The following is an 18199-nucleotide window of genomic DNA, read 5'->3' on the forward strand; positions in this document are numbered from 1 at the left end:
TGTTTTTATTAATAAGTAAGCCGTTATTTATGTCTATAGATATTTCAGTCTCTGAGACTCCGCAAACGCAGATTGCAAGCGATCATCCCTTATTGCAGCCGCTGAATATCGGCGGCTTGACGATTGAAAATCGTCTGATAGTCGCACCAATGGCAGGAGTCACAGATAACCCCTTTCGTCGTTTGTGCAAGTCATTTGGCGCAGGTCATGCCGTCAGTGAGATGATTATCGCTGATACCGCGCTTTATGCACGCAAAAAATCGCTATACCGTGCCAATTTCGATAATGAGATCGCCCCTATTTCTGCACAGATAGCGGGGGCGGACCCAAACAAACTGGCAGAAGCGGCTCGTTATCAGATCGATAATGGCGCACAAATCATCGATATTAATATGGGCTGTCCCGCCAAAAAAGTCTGCCGAAAGCTGGCGGGTTCTGCCTTGCTTCAAGACGAAGATTTGGTAGCACGTTTGCTGGATGCTGCGGTAAATGCTGTCGATGCGCCTGTCACTTTAAAAACACGATTGGGCTATGAGAATGGGCGTGAAAACATTTTACGCGTTGCAAAGCGAGCAGAGCAAGCAGGGATTGCTGCCATTGCCATTCATGGACGTACGCGCGAGGATATGTATACTGGCGAGGCGCGTTACGAGCTGATACGTGAGGTTAAAGAAAGCATCAGCATTCCAGTCATTGCCAATGGCGATATTGATAGCGCGCAAAAAGCGCAGCGTGTCTATGAATTGACGGGTTGTGATGCTGTGATGATTGGGCGAGCGGCACAAGGTCAGCCGTGGATATTTCGTGATATTGAGCATTTTTTGCGTACTGGTGAGCGTCTTGATGCGCCAAATGTTGGCGAAATCAAAGAAATTGTACTGGCGCATTTACAAGAGCTATATGACTTTTATGGTGAATACTCCGGCTGCCGAATCGCCCGTAAGCACATTGCTTGGTATACGACGGGCATTCCAAACTCTAATGCCTTTCGCCAAGCAATGTATGGCGAAGAGAGCACCGTTGGGCAGTTTCGTGTGGTCGAGGCTTTTTTACAGGCTCATGAGTAAGGCATAAATAGCTATTGGCTATGAATCACTGATTACAACTCATCAGCATGCTTAGTCTTTGATGTTTTTTTAGGCACAGACTTGGAGTGTTGCCAAGGAAAGCGACCTTCTAATTCTACTTGTAAAGATAAGCTTAAAAAAGTTCGAATGAGCACAATAAACCCCAGTACCAAAACACTACGCAGCGTAGGCTCTGTAACGACAGTAGCCATAATGTCAGCAGCAATGAGCACTTCAAGCCCTAACAAAATGGACTTGCCAACCGTCTGTCTGATCTCGACATAGGTGTCATGGGTGAAACGACCTGTTGAACGAACGCCTCTATAAAAAGCATAAAGCAGTCCAAAGAACATAATAAGGACACCAATGACTTCAACGATTTTGGCAATGAAATCAATATAATGAGCCAGTATTTCTACCAAGGTGTGTTCTCCTTATGATGCGTAAATTGCAAAAACAATTATAGCCAAAAAGCTGGAAAAATGGGATGGTATATTTGCCGCCCTTTTACTAGGGCGTGTACTCAATCTGAAAGAAAACGCCTAAATGGGTTAAAAATAGCTAAATCTTGCCAAACATCGTCAAATATAGTCAAAGTATCCTAAAAACGCGTCGGTATTGCTGATATCAATTTTTTGTAGCCTCTGTCTGCGCAGGCACAGCAAGCAAGAAAAATTGATGTCAGCAGTACGTGATGTATCGATATCGATTTTCACTGACTATAGCTGATGGATATCTCGATATTATCTACGCTAGCTTCCTTGTTTGGCTGCCATTTACCTCGTTTTTATGACCATTTTCAAAATGAGGACACGCCCTAGTAGTTCACAAAATTATTTTTATCAAATTTTACTGGTACTTTTTCGAGTAATTACAATGTAATTTTGGTATTCTAGAGCTGCACACTATTGGGAATATAATAAACAAAAAGGATTTTTTATGGCTACTCCCTCAAAAAAGGCAATTAGCAAAGCGGTTAAAGACAAACATATCATCATTACTGGTGCTTCAAGCGGTATCGGTGAACGTACAGCCTTTTTGCTTAGTGAATGCGGCGCTCATGTCATTTTATTAGCACGTACCGAAGAGAAGCTAAAAATAGTAAAAGAGAATATTGAGGAACTTGGCGGCAAGGCCAGTTATTATCCTTGTGACTTGACAAATATGGATGAGATTGAAAAAGTCAGCGAGCAAATTTTGGCTGATTTTGGCCATGTTGATGTATTGGTCAATAACGCTGGTCGTTCAATTCGACGCTCGGTGCACGAATCTATTGATCGTTTCCATGATTTTGAGCGTACCATGGATATCAATTACTTTGGCGCTGTCAAAATAGTTCTTGGATTTTTGCCGACGATGATTGAACGCCAAGCCGGTCAAATTGTTAATATCTCATCTATTGGCGTACTGGCAAACAGTCCGCGTTTTGCCGCCTATGTCGCCTCAAAATCGGCATTGGATGCCTTTAGTCGCTGCTTGGCTGCTGAAGTGAAAGGCGATAATGTCACGATTACCAATATCTTTATGCCATTGGTACGCACACCGATGATTGAGCCAACCAAGCTATATCGTTACATGCCTGCGCTGATGCCGGATGAAGCGGCGATGATGGTCGCAAAAGCGATTGTTCATAAACCAAACAGTATTGCCAGCAACATGGGCAAATTTGCGTCGGCGACTTATTCGTTAGCACCAGCAATCAACGTTGGTATTCAATCGATGGGTTATCGTATTTTCCCAAGTACCCGCGCTGGACTGACTACTGATAAAAAACCAAACCTTGCTCAGCGTGCCTTTGCCAGAATTCTTCCTGGTGAGCATCACTAGAATAGAACTTTTATTAGCTCTGAATAATAAAAAAAGGATACTGCGGTATCCTTTTTTAATGTCTTGAAAATAATAGTAGACAAAGTAAGTGTTTTTTTTAGCATTTCTATGTTGATGCTCTTTACTATTAAAGTGAGATCAAATCATTATGTGTCGCCACCTGCTTTTTATTACAGCTTATGGGGATTGAAATTCAGTATATTTATTTCTTTACTCTAGTCAATTTAGATCGCTTCTACACATACATCAAGTCACGTTTTAGATACTCGTAGTTGATATATTTAAATGATTTGATAGGCTCAACTTTTTATTGAGTAAGCCATCAAAACCTCCGCTATCCAAATCTATTTCATGCTTCTAGAATTATCAAAATGAATTTTATTCATGTTATATTTAAATAGTATCGTTTTTATTCATGTAATGTTTTAGGTATGATTCATCCCATACAGAAATTTGGTTTTATCTCAGTTAATGAGATTAGGGTAGGGGATTACCATGAATAAACAATTTACATATTCCATCTCAAGCATTCGTTTTGATGAAAACTATCAACCTGCAGACAGCACACGTCTGACGACGAATTTTGCAAATTTGGCACGTGGCGAGAATCGTCAAGAGAATTTACACAAGACTTTAACCATGATAAACAATCGTTTCAACGATCTAGCGCATTGGGATAATCCGACCGCAGACCGCTATTCTATTGAAGTCGATATCATTTCTGCCGATTTGGATATCGAAGGTAATGGTCATACCTTCCCAGTCATTGAGACCTTAAAAACAACGATTGTGGATCATAAGGAAAACAAGCGTATTGACGGTATGATTGGCAATAGCTTCTCCTCTTATGTGCGCGATTATGACTTTAGTATTGTGTTACCAGAACACTTTGCAAACCATCCAAAATCCGCGCCGCCAGAAGAGTTTGGCGATTTGCATGGCAAACTGTTTCAGCATTTATTGAACTCAGAGGCCTACCAAGCCAACTTTGATAAACAACCAGTGATTTGTCTGAGTGTGTCAAGCAGTAAAGTCTATCAGCGTACGGGCAATCAGCATCCTGTATTGGGGGCTGAATACAGACAAGATGGCGGCTCTTTGAACAAGGGGTCATTAACTGATGAGTACTTTTCCAAAATGGGCTTAGCAGTGCGCTATTTTATGCCTGCTGGTAGTGTGGCGCCTTTAGCATTTTATTTCGCGGGTGATTTGTTGCGTGATTACACCGACCTTGAGCTAATCAGCGCCATCAGTACCATGGAGACTTTTCAAAAGATTTATCGACCTGAAATTTACAATGCCAACTCGACCGCCGCTCAAGTGTATCAACCAAGCTTAAAGTACCAAGATTACTCACTGACTCAAATTATTTATGACCGCGAAGAGCGCAGTCAGATGGCAGTGACGCAAGGTAAGTTTACGGAAGATGAGTTCATCACACCGTATCAAGCTGTCCTTGATGAGTGGGCGGCAAACTATGTGGTGACAAGCGAGACTTTTCAAAAAGAAGCGGTGCAAAAACGCGCTGATGATAAACAAGCTGCCTAGGGCGTGTCCTCAATTCAACCGATAGCGATCTAAATGGGCTAAAAGTGGTTAAATCTTGCCAAACATCGTCAACTAGCTAGGGCGTGTCATCATTTAGATTGTGAGACTTAAAATGAGGACACGCCCTAGCATAACCTCACTGGACACCAAAATAAAAAAATAAACATTATAGAAGATTAAAAATTATGAAATTATTATTACCAACATCGACAGCGGGTAGCTTACCAAAACCGTCTTGGCTTGCTGAACCTGAGAAAATTTGGTCACCTTGGGCATTAGAAGGGGAGCAACTGCTTGAAGCCAAACAAGATGCCTTACGTTTGACATTGCAAGAACAGCAGCATGCTGGGATTGATATCGTCAGTGATGGCGAGCAGACCCGTCAGCATTTTGTGACCACCTTCATTGAGCATCTAGATGGCGTCGATTTTGAGAATCGTAAAACCGTTAAGATTCGTGATCGTTATGAGGCCAGTGTGCCGTCAGTCGTTGGGGCGGTGAGCCGTCAAAAGCCAGTGTTTGTAGACGACGCTAAATTTTTGCGGGCGCAAACCGATCAGCCTATCAAATGGGCGCTGCCAGGGCCTATGACGATGATTGATACCTTGTATGATGGTCATTATAAAAGCCGTGAAAAATTGGCTTGGGAATTTGCCAAAATTTTAAATCAAGAGGCGAGAGAGCTTGAGGCGGCTGGCGTGGATATTATCCAGTTTGATGAGCCTGCGTTTAATGTGTTCTTTGATGACGTCAATGACTGGGGTATCGCCACGTTAGAGCGCGCTATCGAAGGTCTAAAATGCGAAACAGCGGTGCATATTTGCTATGGCTATGGCATTAAGGCCAATAATGATTGGAAAAAGACACTGGGTTCAGAGTGGCGTCAATACGAGCAAGCGTTTCCAAAATTGCAGCAGTCAAGCATTGATATCGTCTCGCTTGAGTGCCAAAACTCGCACGTGCCGATGGATTTGATTGAACTCATACGCGGTAAAAAAGTAATGGTCGGTGCTATCGATGTGGCAACCAATACTATTGAAACCCCTGAAGAAGTGGCAGATACCCTACGCAAAGTCCTGCAATTCGTCGATGCAGACAAGCTCTATCCTTCGACCAACTGCGGCATGGCACCTTTGCCTCGCGAGGTAGCACGCGGCAAGTTAAAAGCGTTGAGCGAGGGCGCGGCAATCATTCGTCAAGAGCTGAGCGCTTAGTTACTGGCTCGCACTTATCAATAGGTGGGATAGGTCTAATCAAGTTTGTTTATTCAGTTTGATTGAAATACTGTGAGTAGGCCATCAAGTAGTCTTAATGCCATTTAGAGATAAGTCATAGTCAAATTTAGGAGTTCAGCGATGAGTAAAGATATGATTGAAGCCACCGACTTTAGAGATGCCATGTCGCTATTGACGAGTGCCGTTAATGTGGTTACCACAAAAGGTAGCTCTGGTATTCATGGATTTACGGCATCTGCGGTATGTAGCGTCACAGACACACCGCCTACCTTGCTGGTCTGTATGAATCAGACCTCTCGCTCACATGCCCACTTTCTTGAAAACAAAACGTTGAGTGTCAATGTATTAGGCGCACATCATGAGCCAATATCTAATGCCTTTGCCTCCAAATTAAGTTCGGAAGAACGATTTAAACAGGGCGTTTGGACGCAATTAGCGACAGGTGCGCCTGTTTTAGAGGATGCGCTTGTCAGTTTTGATTGTGAAATTCAAGATATTCAAGAAGTCGGCACGCACAGTGTCTTTATGTGCCGTGTGGTTGCCATTAAGCACGCCGTATCACAAGGTGGTACTGATGAAAGTTTGGTGTATTTTAATCGTGCCTATCATCAAGTGGGTCAAATAGAAATTGCTTAAGCTGACTTTCTGACATTGATTATTTAATGGTCATCTAACTATAGTCAGCTCAATATAAAGAAAATACAGTAAAACTGGAATGAATTTTTTGTAGCCTCTGTCGGCGTAGGCACAGCAAGCTAGAAAAATTTGTATCAGTTTTACGTTGTCAGATAACGTATCCATTTTATTTAGCATCGACTATAAAACTATCCTTTAACCGAGAAGTAACTATCCCGTGGAAATACTCATTTTTTTAATAATTGGTGCGCTAGCAGGATTTGCTGCAGGGCTATTTGGCGTGGGCGGTGGCACCATCATCGTACCACTATTATTTATCGTCTTTACCCAAATGGGCTACAGTCCTGACAATATCATGCATTTGGCGTTAGGGACATCACTAGCGACCATTATTGTCACCTCTATTAGCTCGCTCATGGCGCATAATAAAAAGGGCGCGGTCATGTGGCCGGTCTTTAAAAATCTCGCACCAGGTCTAGCGATTGGTTGCTTTTTGGGCGCGGGAATAGCAGGGCAAATATCTGGGCTATATCTTCAGCTTATCGTTGGCGTATTTTTACTTTGGGTCGCCTATAAGATGTTTTTCGGTGGTAAAAAGCAGGTCGCTAGTCATTCTAATGATATTAATCCAGAACTGCCGTCTAAGCCTAAGCAATTAGCAGCAGGCGGAGTTATTGGTGTCGCTTCTGCCATTTTTGGTATCGGCGGTGGCAGCTTAACCGTCCCTTATCTCACGCGTTATGGCGTGGTCATGCAAAAAGCCGTCGGCACCTCAGCAGCATGTGGTTTACCGATTGCCATTGCTGGTGCGTTAGGCTTTATGATTTTTGGCATGCAGCAGCAAGTAGATGTGCCTAATACTATTGGCTTTGTGCATATTTATGCTTTTTTAGGCATTAGTATCATGAGCTTTTTTACCGCAAAAGTAGGCGCGAAAGTCGCGCATATACTATCACCAGCATTACTAAAAAAATGTTTTGCGATATTATTAACTGTGGTAGGGTTTTATTTCCTTTATAAAGGCTTGCTCTAAGTGCCGCTTATAAAGAAAAATAGTTAAGCAGCTGCCATGCATTAATACAAAATTCTATGGAAAATATGACAATCCAATATTTTTTATTTAGCCAAATACTTGCCACAATATCCAGAACAATCCTGTCATGATGAAGATAATGATTAGCAACCGCTTTGCCCAATACGGTAAAAGCGGTTTTTTATAGCCCAAATCATTCAACTGGCTGTCGACACCTCGCTGTAGGCTTTTGAATCCTTGATCTGTTTGAGTGGTTTTCACACGGTTTTTTATTAAACGATCTGGTTCTTCCTCTGCTTGCTCTCTATCAAAACTGATCGCTTGATTAGGAATACCTTGCTTATTGGCAATAGTATTTAATTTCTGCTGTTGTTTTACCTTTAATGCCGTCTCATAAGCATCGATTCTACTCTTTGCTTCATCCATACTGATGTTTTCATCGGCTGCCAATGTTTTGATCGCCATCACCAAATTGTTTTTTTCAATCATCATGATGATCGCTTTTGGCAACTTTGTATTGACTGGTTTTGCGCTAGGATCAGGATTAAACATGATTGTCCTTATTACAACATGAGAGTGTGAATAGGTCGTACGGTGGTTCATTATAACCATTTTCTATCAGCAAGATTCAAGCAAAAAAATACCGCAATCATAATAATGACTGCGGTATTTTAATAGTTATCTTTATCAGCATTTCTGCCAATCTTCGATAAATTATAGATCTTTCCAGCGTTGGATAGACTTTTTGATCACTTCTTTAGCTTCTGCAACATCATCCCAAGATTCAACCACTGTGCTACCTGGTTTTTTCAGGTCTTTGTAATGGCTGAAGTGGTACTCTAACTGGTTGATTAGCTGCTTTGGTAGATCCGCTAGGCTGTTGTAAGCATTGCCTGTGTCACGGTCATCAGCAGGTACGACAACGATTTTGTCATCCACTTCGCCATCATCAACAAACTTCATGACGCCGATTACTTTGGCTTTTAAGAAAATACCTGTTGGTAATGGCTGCTCAGTAAGCAATAACACATCTAGCTCATCGCCATCTTCGTCTAGCGTTTGCGGGATAAAGCCATAGTTACAAGGTTTAGCAAAAATCTGTGGATCAATACGATCAAGCTCAAATACGGCCAATTCGCGATTCCACTCAATTTTATGGCTGCTACCAGCAGGGATTTCTACTACTACGTTGATAATGCCGCCATCTACGTCGCCGGCGTCCAAAATTTTGTTAAAATCTGCCATAAAATGCTCCAATTTTCTTTTGTTTTAAGTGTTTGAATAATCAATGATAGTCAAAGGATTGAGCTGGACAAGCAGTAAGATTATTACTGTGCCCGATTTGTGCTGCATGCAATTATAGCAAGTTTGGTCTGAATTTTCTCATAATGCTTAAGTCTAAGCGGGCAAGATATTATGCAAAAAAAGATTATGCAAAATGGCCTCAGAAAATCACTTGGGTGCAATTGCTCGTAGCTCAATCAGTCCAGCATGACGTTTGGCAATATTATCAATAAGCTTTTGGGTCACTTGCTCATAGCTCAAAGAATTATGCATGTGCTGAGCTGTTTGCGCCTCTGGCTCTTTTTGTATGGTCAAAAAATCAGCCAAGCGTAGCATTTGCATGCCAGCGTAACCGCAAGGATTGATGGCGTTAAAAGCCGATAAATCACAATCAATATTTAGCGCAATACCATGATAGCTAAAACCATGCTTAATCTTAAAACCCAATGAGGCTATTTTGCCAAGCATGATTTTGTCATCCAGAGAAGTGTTCTGGGCTTGCGCATCATTGTCAGCAACAGTATCAGTATCTGCATATAAATAAACACCAGGTGCATCACGGCGAGCGTGGGCGCTGATATTATCACTGATAGATGACAATGAGTTCTGTAGACAGTCATTTACCACGTCCTCGATCGCTTGCTCTGCATGCGATACAAGATTGCGTACACTCCAGCCTATACTGTCCAGATCAAATAGCCAGTATACGACCAGCTGTCCATGACCATGCCATGTCACCTGTCCACCGCGATCCGTCTTGATAATCGGGGTGTCAGTTCGTTGCAGGATATGTTCTTCTTTACCTGCTTGCCCAAGCGTGTAAACGTCATTATGATCGACAATCCATAGCTCATCAGGCGTGCGTAAGCCTTGCTCTTTTTTAAGTGATATACGCTCCAAGGTGCGCGCTAGCATAGCATCATGGGTAGAGACATAATCGGCGGCCGACAGCGATTTTGTAAGAAGGGTATCGTGAAGAGAGGTATTGTGAGTCTGCTGCGTGACATTTTGCATAAGCGTGACTGTCTTATTGTTGTCTGGTGTAAAGTATTGGCGAATTTTGACCGGTGGCGAAAGTTCAACACACCCCAATGCTGAGTGTAGCAGTTTTTGTGATTGCCGCCCAAATTTTAATAGATATCTACAATTTTAATCGATACCTACTATAAAGCCTAAATATTAAAGAGAATATAATTAAAGAGACTATAAAAGGCGATATATCCTTTAAATGATGATTCAGTGCAGCTATTGTCTCTGTGACCGACACGTATTTTATACAAACCCAGCAGTCAATCAAAGACACTGTTCATTGCTTAGTCAATGCGCTACATTAAACAGCAACGAATGGAATCTTGTTAGTTTTTATAATGATATGCGCGTGTGCAGCTATTTCCACTAGCGCTTAAAGACAAATATAGAGTTATCAATCAAATATAGCGTGCTGACTCTAACGCTTATGACAAGGAAGATACATGACAGACAATAATCAGAACACCACTAATCAGGCGCATGCCAGTACCGATAGAGCGCTTAGTATTATGACTACTATCGATGAGATGCAAGCGCAGTTCTCTAGATTGCAAGCATTGAGCCGTGCTCAGCCAATAAATGATTGGGCGACGCGGGAGACTCAATTAGACAACTTAGAGATGATGCTGAGCGATAACCAACACAACCTTGCTCAAGCGATCAGCGCAGATTTTGGCTATCGCAGTGAGTCTGAAACCCAATTTGCGGAGCTTGTTCCCAGTTTTACGGGTATCAGCCATGCCAAAAAGCATGGCAAAAAATGGATGAAAACACGTCGCGCTTCTATTTCAGCATTATACATGCCAGCTCATAATGAGATTCAGCCGCAGCCATTAGGTGTGGTTGGTATCATGGTGCCATGGAACTATCCATTGTTCTTAGCCGTCGGGCCAATCATCGATGCGCTCACAGCAGGCAATCGAATCATGGTTAAGATGAGTGAGTCAGCACCGCAGTTCGCGCAAGTGTTTGCAGATCTCATCGCTCATTACTTTTCGCCCGATATGGTTTGTGTTGTACTGGGTGAAGTAGAGATCGCTGCCGCTTTCAGTAAGCTGCCTTTCGATCATCTATTGTATACCGGCTCTACCGAAGTAGGCAAAAAGGTCATGGCTGCTGCTGCGCCTAATTTGACCCCAGTCACGTTGGAGCTTGGTGGTAAGTCACCCGTTATCGTATTGGACGGCGCCAATTTAGAGGCGGCTGTCAATCGTGTGATGATGGGTAAAACGCTGAATGCCGGTCAAACTTGTATTGCCCCTGACTATGTCCTAATCCAGCGCAAAGATCACGAAGCGTTCATTGGCTTAGCAAAAGAGTGGATGCAAAATCATTATCCAAACATCAGCGAAAACCCAGATTACTCACGTATTATCAATGGTGAGCAGTTTAAGCGTATCAAAGGTTATCTAGATGGCGTCTCTAGTGAAAATATTCATAAGATAACTGACGCAGACTATGATATCGAAACGCGGTTGATGCCACCAGTTATTATCAGTGAGCCTGCACCCGATAGTGATGTGATGCAAAACGAGCTGTTTGCACCGATTCTGCCGTTGATGCACTATGATACGCTCGATGATGCGATCGATTTCGTCAATGCTCGTCCACGTCCATTAGCGCTTTATGTGTTTGGTGAGCGTCACAGCGACATAGAAAAAGTACGTGACAACACGGTATCAGGCGGCTTGGCTATTAATGAGGTGATCCTGCATGTGGTGCAGCACGACTTGCCGTTCGGTGGGGTTGGGCACTCAGGTACAGGCGCGTACCATGGCAAAGCTGGTTTTGAGCGTTTAAGTCATATGAAACCTGTTTTTGTACAAAATAAGCTCAATGGCATGAATTTCCTATTACCACCTTATGGCGGCTTATTTAACAAAGCTATGGCGTTTATGATGAAGTAAATGCTATGAGATTGTCCGTTTAATAACAATGGCATCTACGCAAGTAGGTGCTGTTTTTTTGTCCAAAAAACAAAATTTTGATGATTATAGTATTTATTTTTGATGGCTTTATAATATTTTTTATACATAAAGGGAAAGCTGAACCTAGCCAATAGTTATCTATAATCATTCTCATATGTCGCTACATTTCTTAATATTACTAGACGGTAGTTATGGTAAGTTTATATTTCTAATGAGAAATAAAGATTAAGTCCACATTTGCTATCAGCCAAGTGGTTCATAACTTAATATTGATACCTGACTTTGACATCGAAATAACTCATTTTAATAACGACATATAGGACATCCCATGCGCCAATGGATTGCGTTAAGTTTACTGTGTATGAGCGTGTTGTTACTGCCGGTCTCAGCGTCAGCCGCTTGTGCATCACCGATCAAGTTTGGCGCGCTGACTTGGGAGAGTGGTCAGTTTACGACTGGGATACTCAAATATATTGCTGAGAGTGGTTACGACTGCACGATTGAAGAAGTACCTGGTGCAGGACCTGCACTCGAGACCGCATTGTCGCAAAACGATATCCAAATCATCGGCGAACAATGGATTGGGCGCTCACCGATTATGGAGCAGGCCATCAATGACAACAAAGTTGCGGTCATTGGCGATACGCTGCAGGGCGGTGCGACTCAAGGTTGGTACGTCCCTCAATATGTCATGGATGACAATCCGGGACTGCGCCGCTATCAGGATTTGCCTAAGTACGCAGAGTTATTTAAAGATCCAGAAGATCCTAGTAAATCACGGTTTATGAATTGTCCGTCAGGCTGGGCGTGTGAGATTTTTAACACTCGCCTGCTCAAAAATACTGGCTTGGACGCGATTTTTAACAACGCTCATCCGGGTACGGGTGCCGCACTTGATGCTGAGATTGCCTCCGCATTTGAACAAAAAAAACCGCTACTATTTTACTATTGGCAGCCAACGGGGCTCATCGCCAAATACGACTTTGCGCCGCTAGCGTTCCCTGCCCATAAGGATGAGTGCTGGCAAGACTTGTTACTGGATGATGGTACCTTGGATTGTGTCTCTGGCTTTCCTGTCTCCCCGCTTAAGATTGCTGCATCGACGCCTTTTATCAATGACAATCCTGAATTGGCAAGTGCCTTTGAAAAAGTACAGTTCACGCCAGACCAACTAAACAGTGCAATTTTAGAGATGAGTGAAAGCAAGCGCAGTGGTGATGAACAGGCGCTTGAGTTTTTACGTGCCAATCCAAACGTTTGGCAAGCGTGGCTACCCAAAGAAGTCGCTGAAAATCTTGCTGCCAATTTAGGTATTAATCTAACGAACGATGGCACAGGCAATACCAGTGTCAATACACCGTTGAATGACGCCACCTCAAGTAACGCCTTCCTAGCATTAACCTCCAGCTTTCCGTCATGGTCCCTTGAAACACCCCTTAATAAAGCCTTAGCGACTGTGGTTAGAGATTATGGTGATGTGTTTCGGAGTATCAGTAGCGTCACTTTGACCTATTTGTTGTTGCCTATTGAGCGCCTATTGACGGTAATTCCAGCATGGTTAATTATTGGTCTGGTGACCGTATTGGCATGGTTTGGCGTGCGCAAAGTATGGTTTGCCATTGCTTGCGGGGCAGGACTGTTTTTAATCGGTGCATTTGGACTGTGGGGCGCTTTAATCGATACCTTAGCGTTATTGATCGTCTCAGTTTTAGTGACGGTGGTTATCGGGATTCCTATTGGTATTGCTATGTCGGGCAGCAGTCTGCTCCGAAAAATTGTCACGCCGATATTGGATGTGATGCAAACCATGCCAAGTTTCGTCTATTTAATCCCCGTGCTCATGTTATTCGGTATTGGTAAAGTGCCAGCATTATTTGCCACGATTATTTATGCTTTGCCGCCGCTTATTCGTTTGACGACATTGGGCATCACGCAAGTCAATCACGAAATGATCGAAGCAGGGCGCTCGTTCGGTAGCACCCACTTTCAGCTACTCATTTGGATCAAATTACCACAAGCGTTGCCCAGTATTATGGCGGGGATCAATCAGGCAGTGATGATGTCGCTTGCCATGGTCGTACTGGCGTCTATGATTGGTGCACCGGGTCTGGGAGAAGACGTCTTGCAATCTATTCAGACGCTCAATATCGGTCAAGGACTACAGGCGGGTACGGCCATTGTCATTGTCGCGATTATCATTGACCGTATTAGCCAAGCTTTTGGTCAAGGAAAACGCGCGCGGCAAAAAACCATTGAAGCTGGCAAACGTCCTATCGGTTAAACAATAATGAGAAAAGCTATGAATCATATCCAGTTAGAGAATATCAGCAAAATTTATAATGCTAATGAGTCACAAGCACAATCAGTGTTGAAACTACTAGCAGATGGTATGGATAGTGTCGCTGTCAAAAAGCAGACTGGCTATTCAGTCGGGCTTTATGATGTTAATTTGGCGATTAAAGCGGGGGAGCTGCATTGCATCATGGGACTCTCAGGCTCAGGTAAATCGACCTTGATACGCCATCTTAACCGTTTAATTGATCCGACCAGCGGCAAGATATGGGTCGACACCACTATTAACTCCAAGACCCTGTCGTCAAAAGTACAAGGCATAGCAAAAGAAAATTCATCGACTGCTGCTGCACCAGTAACCGCTGATACAGACGGGATAAACGATACCAACTCAAGCGACTCTATCAATATTCTAGAATTGGATGATAAGGCGTTACAGCAATATCGTCAGAATACCGTCAGCATGGTGTTCCAGCATTTTGGCTTGATGCCGCATATGACCGTCATACAAAATGTGGCTTATGGGTTACGTGTCCGCAAGATGAGCGTGGAAGCACGTCATGAAGTTGCGCGTCATTGGCTTAATGAGGTAGGGCTGCCCAATATAGAGCATAGCTACCCTGATGAGCTGTCAGGCGGTATGCAGCAGCGTGTAGGGCTGGCGCGAGCCTTAGCTACTGATAACCCGATCTTGCTGATGGATGAAGCGTTCTCTGCACTGGATCCGCTTATTCGTGCCCAACTACAGGATCAGCTGCTTGAGCTACAAGACCGTCTCAATAAGACCATTGTCTTTATTACTCATGATATCGATGAAGCGGTCAAAGTGGGTCAGCGTATTAGTATTTTAAATGGTGGTCGCTTGGTGCAAACGGGCACGCCTAGCGAATTAAGAGACAATCCTGCCGATGACTATGTCGCTCAATTTATGCGTGCTAAAGCCTAATAATGGATTTATTCACGTTGAGGTCACTCTAAACGTCTTTGTTATACCAATCTAAGCAGCAGTTTTTATAAACGTTGCTTGCCATCGTATGATTTTTGCTGCTAGGGGTAGTCACGCCTGCAAAAAACAACAAATATCGTTATACTGAACGGTCTTTTAAAGGCTCATGAGCATTTATTATTAGAAGCCCCAAGATATCTTTTAGTCAGTATCGCTTAGCTATTGAGCAATATGGATTTTTTACTTTTGCGTTTAAGGTTGTAACATGACGGTCACTTCTGCACCCATTATTACCTCGTTATTGGATAACGATTTGTACAAATTTACCATGCTACAAGCCATGTTACACCAGTTCCCGCAGACCCACGGTGTCTATCGGTTTCGCTGCCGTAATAATAGTGAGGCGGTCTATCCGCTGGCCGATATTAAAGAGTCGTTAGAGCAGCAATTAGATATGCTATGTGAATTGCGCTTCTTAGAAGATGAACTGGAATATTTGCGTGGGTTACGCTTTATCCGTTCTGATTTTGTCGATTATTTAGAGTTGTTTAAACTTAAGCGCCGTTTTATTACCGTCAGTACAGACAGTAAAGGGCGCTTGTTGATCGATATCGAAGGGCCAATGATTCAGGCGATGTTCTTTGAAGTATTCGTGCTGGCAATCGTCAATGAGTTGTATTTTAATGCCTTATCGAGCCCTAGCGTGATAGAAGAGGGGCAAAGGCGCTTGGATGACAAGGTTGCGCTGTTGCATCAGTATGCAAAGCAACAAAGTACAGATAAGCCGCCGTTCATCGTTGCAGACTTTGGCACACGTCGACGCTTTAGCAAAAGCTGGCAGGCACATGTGGTAGAAACCCTGCACAAAGCTGAGCCAAAAATTGTTAGCGGCACCTCTAACGTTTATTTAGCTAAGCAGCTCGGAATGACACCAATAGGGACGATGGCGCATGAGTTTATGCAAGCTTTTCAGGCATTGGATGTACGCTTGCGTGACTCACAAAAAGCCGCGCTCGAATCTTGGGTACATGAATATCGTGGTGATTTGGGTATTGCGTTGACCGATGTCGTTGGCATGGACGCGTTTTTACGTGATTTTGATCTGTATTTCGCCAAGCTTTTCGACGGTCTGCGCCATGACAGCGGCGATCCTTATGTCTGGGGTGATAAAGCCATTGCTCATTATCAAAAACTAAAGATAGACCCTAAGACAAAGATTCTAACCTTTAGTGATGGTTTGACGCTTGAAAAGGCGTGGGAGTTGCATCAATACTTCAAAGAGCGTATCAGAACCAGCTTTGGTATTGGCACCAATCTCACCAATGACATGGGCATCACGCCGATTAACATCGTACTAAAATTGGTTGAGTGCAATGGGCAGCCTGTGGCTAAGCTGTCTGATAGCCCAGGCAAGACCATGATTAATAATGATACTTATCTTGCCTATCTGCGCCAAGTTTTCGAAGTTGATGAACCTGAATAGAGAATTAGCCTATCTCTAGCTGTCGCTATTTTCTGTTTTATCTTCTTCAGCAAAAGCGGCATCCAATGCTTGTTGTACGGCATTGATGCGTGTCTCGCAAACGCGGTAAGCAGCAATTGATTCTTCCACCGTGGTCATCAAATTGTCGATATCAGGCTCATCTTGTTGCTGCAATTCAGCCGCATTGGTTTTTAGAATATCGTAAGCCGCTTTAAAGGTTTTTGGAGCGGCTTTTTTGCGCTTGCGAGTAGGAGTCGTCATGGGTTTTCCTGATTTTTAAAGTAAAAGTAAGTAGATAAGTAATCGTTAGATATTATTGTGTGGTTCAGTTGGTGTCTCTGAGATTTCTGTCGCTTTTCTCTCACTACTAACATCAATAATCTGAGCTTTAGCCTTGCCATCTTTTAAGACGATATGAATGGTTTGCTCAGGATAAAGCTGTGTACTGCTAGTGAGTATCTGTTTGTCTTTATCATCAGTCAGCATCGTATAGCCTTGCTTGAGCACGCGAGACGGTCGGTGCAAAAGTACGATATCACGAAGATGGGCGCTATCACGTTGTGCCTGTATCAGCTGCTGCTGAGCGCTCTGCATAATGGTTTTTTGATAGATGCTACTATAGTTATGGGCGCTGGCTAATTGCTGATGTGCAAGGGTTTGCGTCTGTGTGTGTAACTCGGTTGTCAGTCTCGCCGCTTGCTTTACTTGCCGCTGTGCACTCTGCTGAATACTATGCCACGCATAGTCGCTGTCTTTTTGCAGGGCAGTTAATTGACCGATGGTGCGCGACTGCATTTGGCTCAATTGTCGCGCCGTTTGTTGCTCCGCGATATTGAGTTGACGCTGGGCGGCTTGTTTGATTTGCGCTTGATAATGTAAAGTCTGCGTGACCAGTTGTGCTAAATGGCTACTAATCGCCGCGATCACTTTGGATGGCGTGTCAAAGCTGCTGTGCGCCACTTCATCTAAGATCACTTTATCGCGCTCGTGACCAATACCAACCCAGACGGGGACAGGCTGTTCAGCGACCAGTGCGGCAAGCTCGTAATCATTGAGGTAAGCCAAATCTCCCACCGCGCCGCCACCACGAATAATCACTAATAAGTCAGGCAGATGCTGATAAGTATCTTGGAATTGTTGCTGAGCACTGACGATGGCTTGGCGAATCTCGCTTGGGGCATGATTGCCTTGAAAGGTCGCGTGATGGTAGTGAAATTGACAAGCGCCTGTACTCGCTAAGCGATCCGCATCGGCTTGAAAATCACCTAAACCTGCGGCCTTTTCGGGAGCAATCACTAGGACGTGCTCGATATCAAAGGGTGCAGGTAACTGTTGATTAAGCTGCAATAAGCCTTCACCAGTCAAGCGATCGACCATTTCGGCATATTGCCGTGCCAAATCCCCCAAGGTATAGCTGGGGTCAATGTCTTCAATGGTAATAGAGAAGCCATATTGTGCATGGAAACCTGCGGAGACTTTGAGTAATACAGTCAAATCGCGCTCAAGAGGCATGCCAGTCGCCCGCTCAAATTTTGCCAATACGCGTGCAGCTTTAAAGCGCCAAAGGTTGCCACGGCAGCTGGCGACTACTTTGCCTTCCTCATCTTTTTCAGCCAACTCAAAGTAATAATGCCCGCCTTTGCTAGACAGATTACGAATTTCAGCCTTCACCCATACGCGGTGGTCAAAGGTTTGCTTGATGACCATCTCAACCGCTGACAAATAGTCACTCAAACGCAAGACCGTGTCTTCTAAATGATCTTCCTGCTCAGCCAGTTCGGCTTCTAGCGTCGCTAAATCCTTGGCAGGCGCTAACACTTTTGCTGGTTTGGTATTTGAAAGATTGGGTTTGCGCATAATAGTAGACCAAGGGTTTTGAAAACAAGGGTTC

The 18199-nt window shown here is 43.6% G+C and carries 16 protein-coding genes; 10 read left to right on the forward strand and 6 right to left on the reverse strand.

The window, feature by feature from the left end; all coding sequences use genetic code 11:
* Positions 1 to 29: 29 nt before the first annotated feature.
* A complete protein-coding gene (dusB, locus tag IE130_RS03220) occupies positions 30 to 1067 on the forward strand; it encodes a tRNA dihydrouridine synthase DusB (protein ID WP_189581577.1) in 1038 nt (345 codons plus the stop codon).
* A 32-nt stretch (positions 1068 to 1099) separates the two neighbouring features.
* Here dusB and IE130_RS03225 read toward each other — a convergent pair whose 3' ends face one another.
* A complete protein-coding gene (locus IE130_RS03225) occupies positions 1100 to 1489 on the reverse strand; it encodes a DUF1622 domain-containing protein (protein WP_189581581.1) in 390 nt (129 codons plus the stop codon).
* 517 nt (positions 1490 to 2006) lie between these two features.
* On the opposite strand from IE130_RS03225, the gene IE130_RS03230 reads away from it, so the two are divergent.
* The 5 genes from IE130_RS03230 (at position 2007) to IE130_RS03250 (ending at position 7346) form a co-directional block, all read left to right on the forward strand.
* Positions 2007 to 2894: an SDR family NAD(P)-dependent oxidoreductase gene (locus IE130_RS03230; RefSeq protein ID WP_189581584.1), complete on the forward strand. Its 888-nt coding sequence runs from the start codon at positions 2007 to 2009 to the stop codon at positions 2892 to 2894.
* Between the two features lie 495 nt (positions 2895 to 3389).
* On the forward strand, positions 3390 to 4442 hold the full coding sequence (locus IE130_RS03235; RefSeq protein WP_189581587.1) for a DUF1852 domain-containing protein: 1053 nt from the start codon (positions 3390 to 3392) through the stop codon (positions 4440 to 4442).
* A gap of 185 nt (positions 4443 to 4627) precedes the next feature.
* Positions 4628 to 5656 (forward strand): methionine synthase, encoded by a 1029-nt coding sequence (locus IE130_RS03240; protein WP_189581590.1) that lies wholly within the window; start codon positions 4628 to 4630, stop codon positions 5654 to 5656.
* A 153-nt stretch (positions 5657 to 5809) separates the two neighbouring features.
* The gene (locus tag IE130_RS03245; protein WP_189582547.1) at positions 5810 to 6313 is read left to right on the forward strand and encodes a flavin reductase; all 504 of its coding nucleotides are present in this window, start codon (positions 5810 to 5812) and stop codon (positions 6311 to 6313) included.
* Positions 6314 to 6530: 217 nt separating this feature from the next.
* Positions 6531 to 7346: a sulfite exporter TauE/SafE family protein gene (locus tag IE130_RS03250; protein WP_189581593.1), complete on the forward strand. Its 816-nt coding sequence runs from the start codon at positions 6531 to 6533 to the stop codon at positions 7344 to 7346.
* Between the two features lie 87 nt (positions 7347 to 7433).
* Here the strand turns inward: IE130_RS03250 and IE130_RS03255 are convergent, their stop codons facing one another.
* The 3 genes from IE130_RS03255 to lipB form a co-directional block, all read right to left on the reverse strand.
* The gene (locus IE130_RS03255; protein WP_189581596.1) at positions 7434 to 7898 is read right to left on the reverse strand and encodes a hypothetical protein; all 465 of its coding nucleotides are present in this window, start codon (positions 7896 to 7898) and stop codon (positions 7434 to 7436) included.
* Positions 7899 to 8060: 162 nt separating this feature from the next.
* A complete protein-coding gene (locus IE130_RS03260) occupies positions 8061 to 8591 on the reverse strand; it encodes an inorganic diphosphatase (protein WP_110923013.1) in 531 nt (176 codons plus the stop codon).
* 207 nt (positions 8592 to 8798) lie between these two features.
* Positions 8799 to 9644 carry a lipoyl(octanoyl) transferase LipB gene (gene lipB / locus IE130_RS03265; RefSeq protein ID WP_189581599.1) on the reverse strand — a complete coding sequence of 282 codons (846 nt, stop codon included), beginning with the start codon at positions 9642 to 9644 and terminating at the stop codon, positions 8799 to 8801.
* 458 nt (positions 9645 to 10102) lie between these two features.
* Between lipB and IE130_RS03270 the strand changes: the two genes are divergently transcribed.
* The 4 genes from IE130_RS03270 to pncB all read left to right on the forward strand — a co-directional run bounded on the left by IE130_RS03270 (position 10103) and on the right by pncB (position 16308).
* Positions 10103 to 11566 carry a coniferyl aldehyde dehydrogenase gene (locus IE130_RS03270; RefSeq protein WP_189581602.1) on the forward strand — a complete coding sequence of 488 codons (1464 nt, stop codon included), beginning with the start codon at positions 10103 to 10105 and terminating at the stop codon, positions 11564 to 11566.
* 349 nt (positions 11567 to 11915) lie between these two features.
* Positions 11916 to 13868 (forward strand): glycine betaine ABC transporter substrate-binding protein, encoded by a 1953-nt coding sequence (locus IE130_RS03275; RefSeq protein WP_189581604.1) that lies wholly within the window; start codon positions 11916 to 11918, stop codon positions 13866 to 13868.
* Between the two features lie 18 nt (positions 13869 to 13886).
* Positions 13887 to 14825, forward strand: coding sequence for an ATP-binding cassette domain-containing protein (locus IE130_RS03280; RefSeq protein ID WP_189581607.1), 939 nt, complete (start codon positions 13887 to 13889; stop codon positions 14823 to 14825).
* A 265-nt stretch (positions 14826 to 15090) separates the two neighbouring features.
* Positions 15091 to 16308: a nicotinate phosphoribosyltransferase gene (pncB, locus tag IE130_RS03285; protein ID WP_189581610.1), complete on the forward strand. Its 1218-nt coding sequence runs from the start codon at positions 15091 to 15093 to the stop codon at positions 16306 to 16308.
* A gap of 15 nt (positions 16309 to 16323) precedes the next feature.
* Here pncB and xseB read toward each other — a convergent pair whose 3' ends face one another.
* A complete protein-coding gene (gene xseB, locus IE130_RS03290; RefSeq protein ID WP_189581613.1) occupies positions 16324 to 16569 on the reverse strand; it encodes an exodeoxyribonuclease VII small subunit in 246 nt (81 codons plus the stop codon).
* A 45-nt stretch (positions 16570 to 16614) separates the two neighbouring features.
* A complete protein-coding gene (gene xseA, locus IE130_RS03295; protein ID WP_189581616.1) occupies positions 16615 to 18165 on the reverse strand; it encodes an exodeoxyribonuclease VII large subunit in 1551 nt (516 codons plus the stop codon).
* Positions 18166 to 18199 lie beyond the last annotated feature (34 nt).

This window comes from Psychrobacter glaciei (assembly GCF_014652895.1).
GTDB classification, from domain to species: Bacteria; Pseudomonadota; Gammaproteobacteria; order Pseudomonadales; family Moraxellaceae; genus Psychrobacter; species Psychrobacter glaciei.

Coding starts and splice junctions, on each gene's coding strand:
- dusB (WP_189581577.1), top strand. CDS start 30: ATGTCTATAGATATTTCAGTCTCTGAGACTCCGCAAACGCAGATTGCA.
- IE130_RS03230 (WP_189581584.1), top strand. CDS start 2,007: ATGGCTACTCCCTCAAAAAAGGCAATTAGCAAAGCGGTTAAAGACAAA.
- IE130_RS03235 (WP_189581587.1), top strand. CDS start 3,390: ATGAATAAACAATTTACATATTCCATCTCAAGCATTCGTTTTGATGAA.
- IE130_RS03240 (WP_189581590.1), top strand. CDS start 4,628: ATGAAATTATTATTACCAACATCGACAGCGGGTAGCTTACCAAAACCG.
- IE130_RS03245 (WP_189582547.1), top strand. CDS start 5,810: ATGATTGAAGCCACCGACTTTAGAGATGCCATGTCGCTATTGACGAGT.
- IE130_RS03255 (WP_189581596.1), bottom strand. CDS start 7,898: ATGTTTAATCCTGATCCTAGCGCAAAACCAGTCAATACAAAGTTGCCA.
- IE130_RS03260 (WP_110923013.1), bottom strand. CDS start 8,591: ATGGCAGATTTTAACAAAATTTTGGACGCCGGCGACGTAGATGGCGGC.
- lipB (WP_189581599.1), bottom strand. CDS start 9,644: ATGCAAAATGTCACGCAGCAGACTCACAATACCTCTCTTCACGATACC.
- IE130_RS03270 (WP_189581602.1), top strand. CDS start 10,103: ATGACAGACAATAATCAGAACACCACTAATCAGGCGCATGCCAGTACC.
- IE130_RS03275 (WP_189581604.1), top strand. CDS start 11,916: ATGCGCCAATGGATTGCGTTAAGTTTACTGTGTATGAGCGTGTTGTTA.
- IE130_RS03280 (WP_189581607.1), top strand. CDS start 13,887: ATGAATCATATCCAGTTAGAGAATATCAGCAAAATTTATAATGCTAAT.
- pncB (WP_189581610.1), top strand. CDS start 15,091: ATGACGGTCACTTCTGCACCCATTATTACCTCGTTATTGGATAACGAT.
- xseB (WP_189581613.1), bottom strand. CDS start 16,569: ATGACGACTCCTACTCGCAAGCGCAAAAAAGCCGCTCCAAAAACCTTT.
- xseA (WP_189581616.1), bottom strand. CDS start 18,165: ATGCGCAAACCCAATCTTTCAAATACCAAACCAGCAAAAGTGTTAGCG.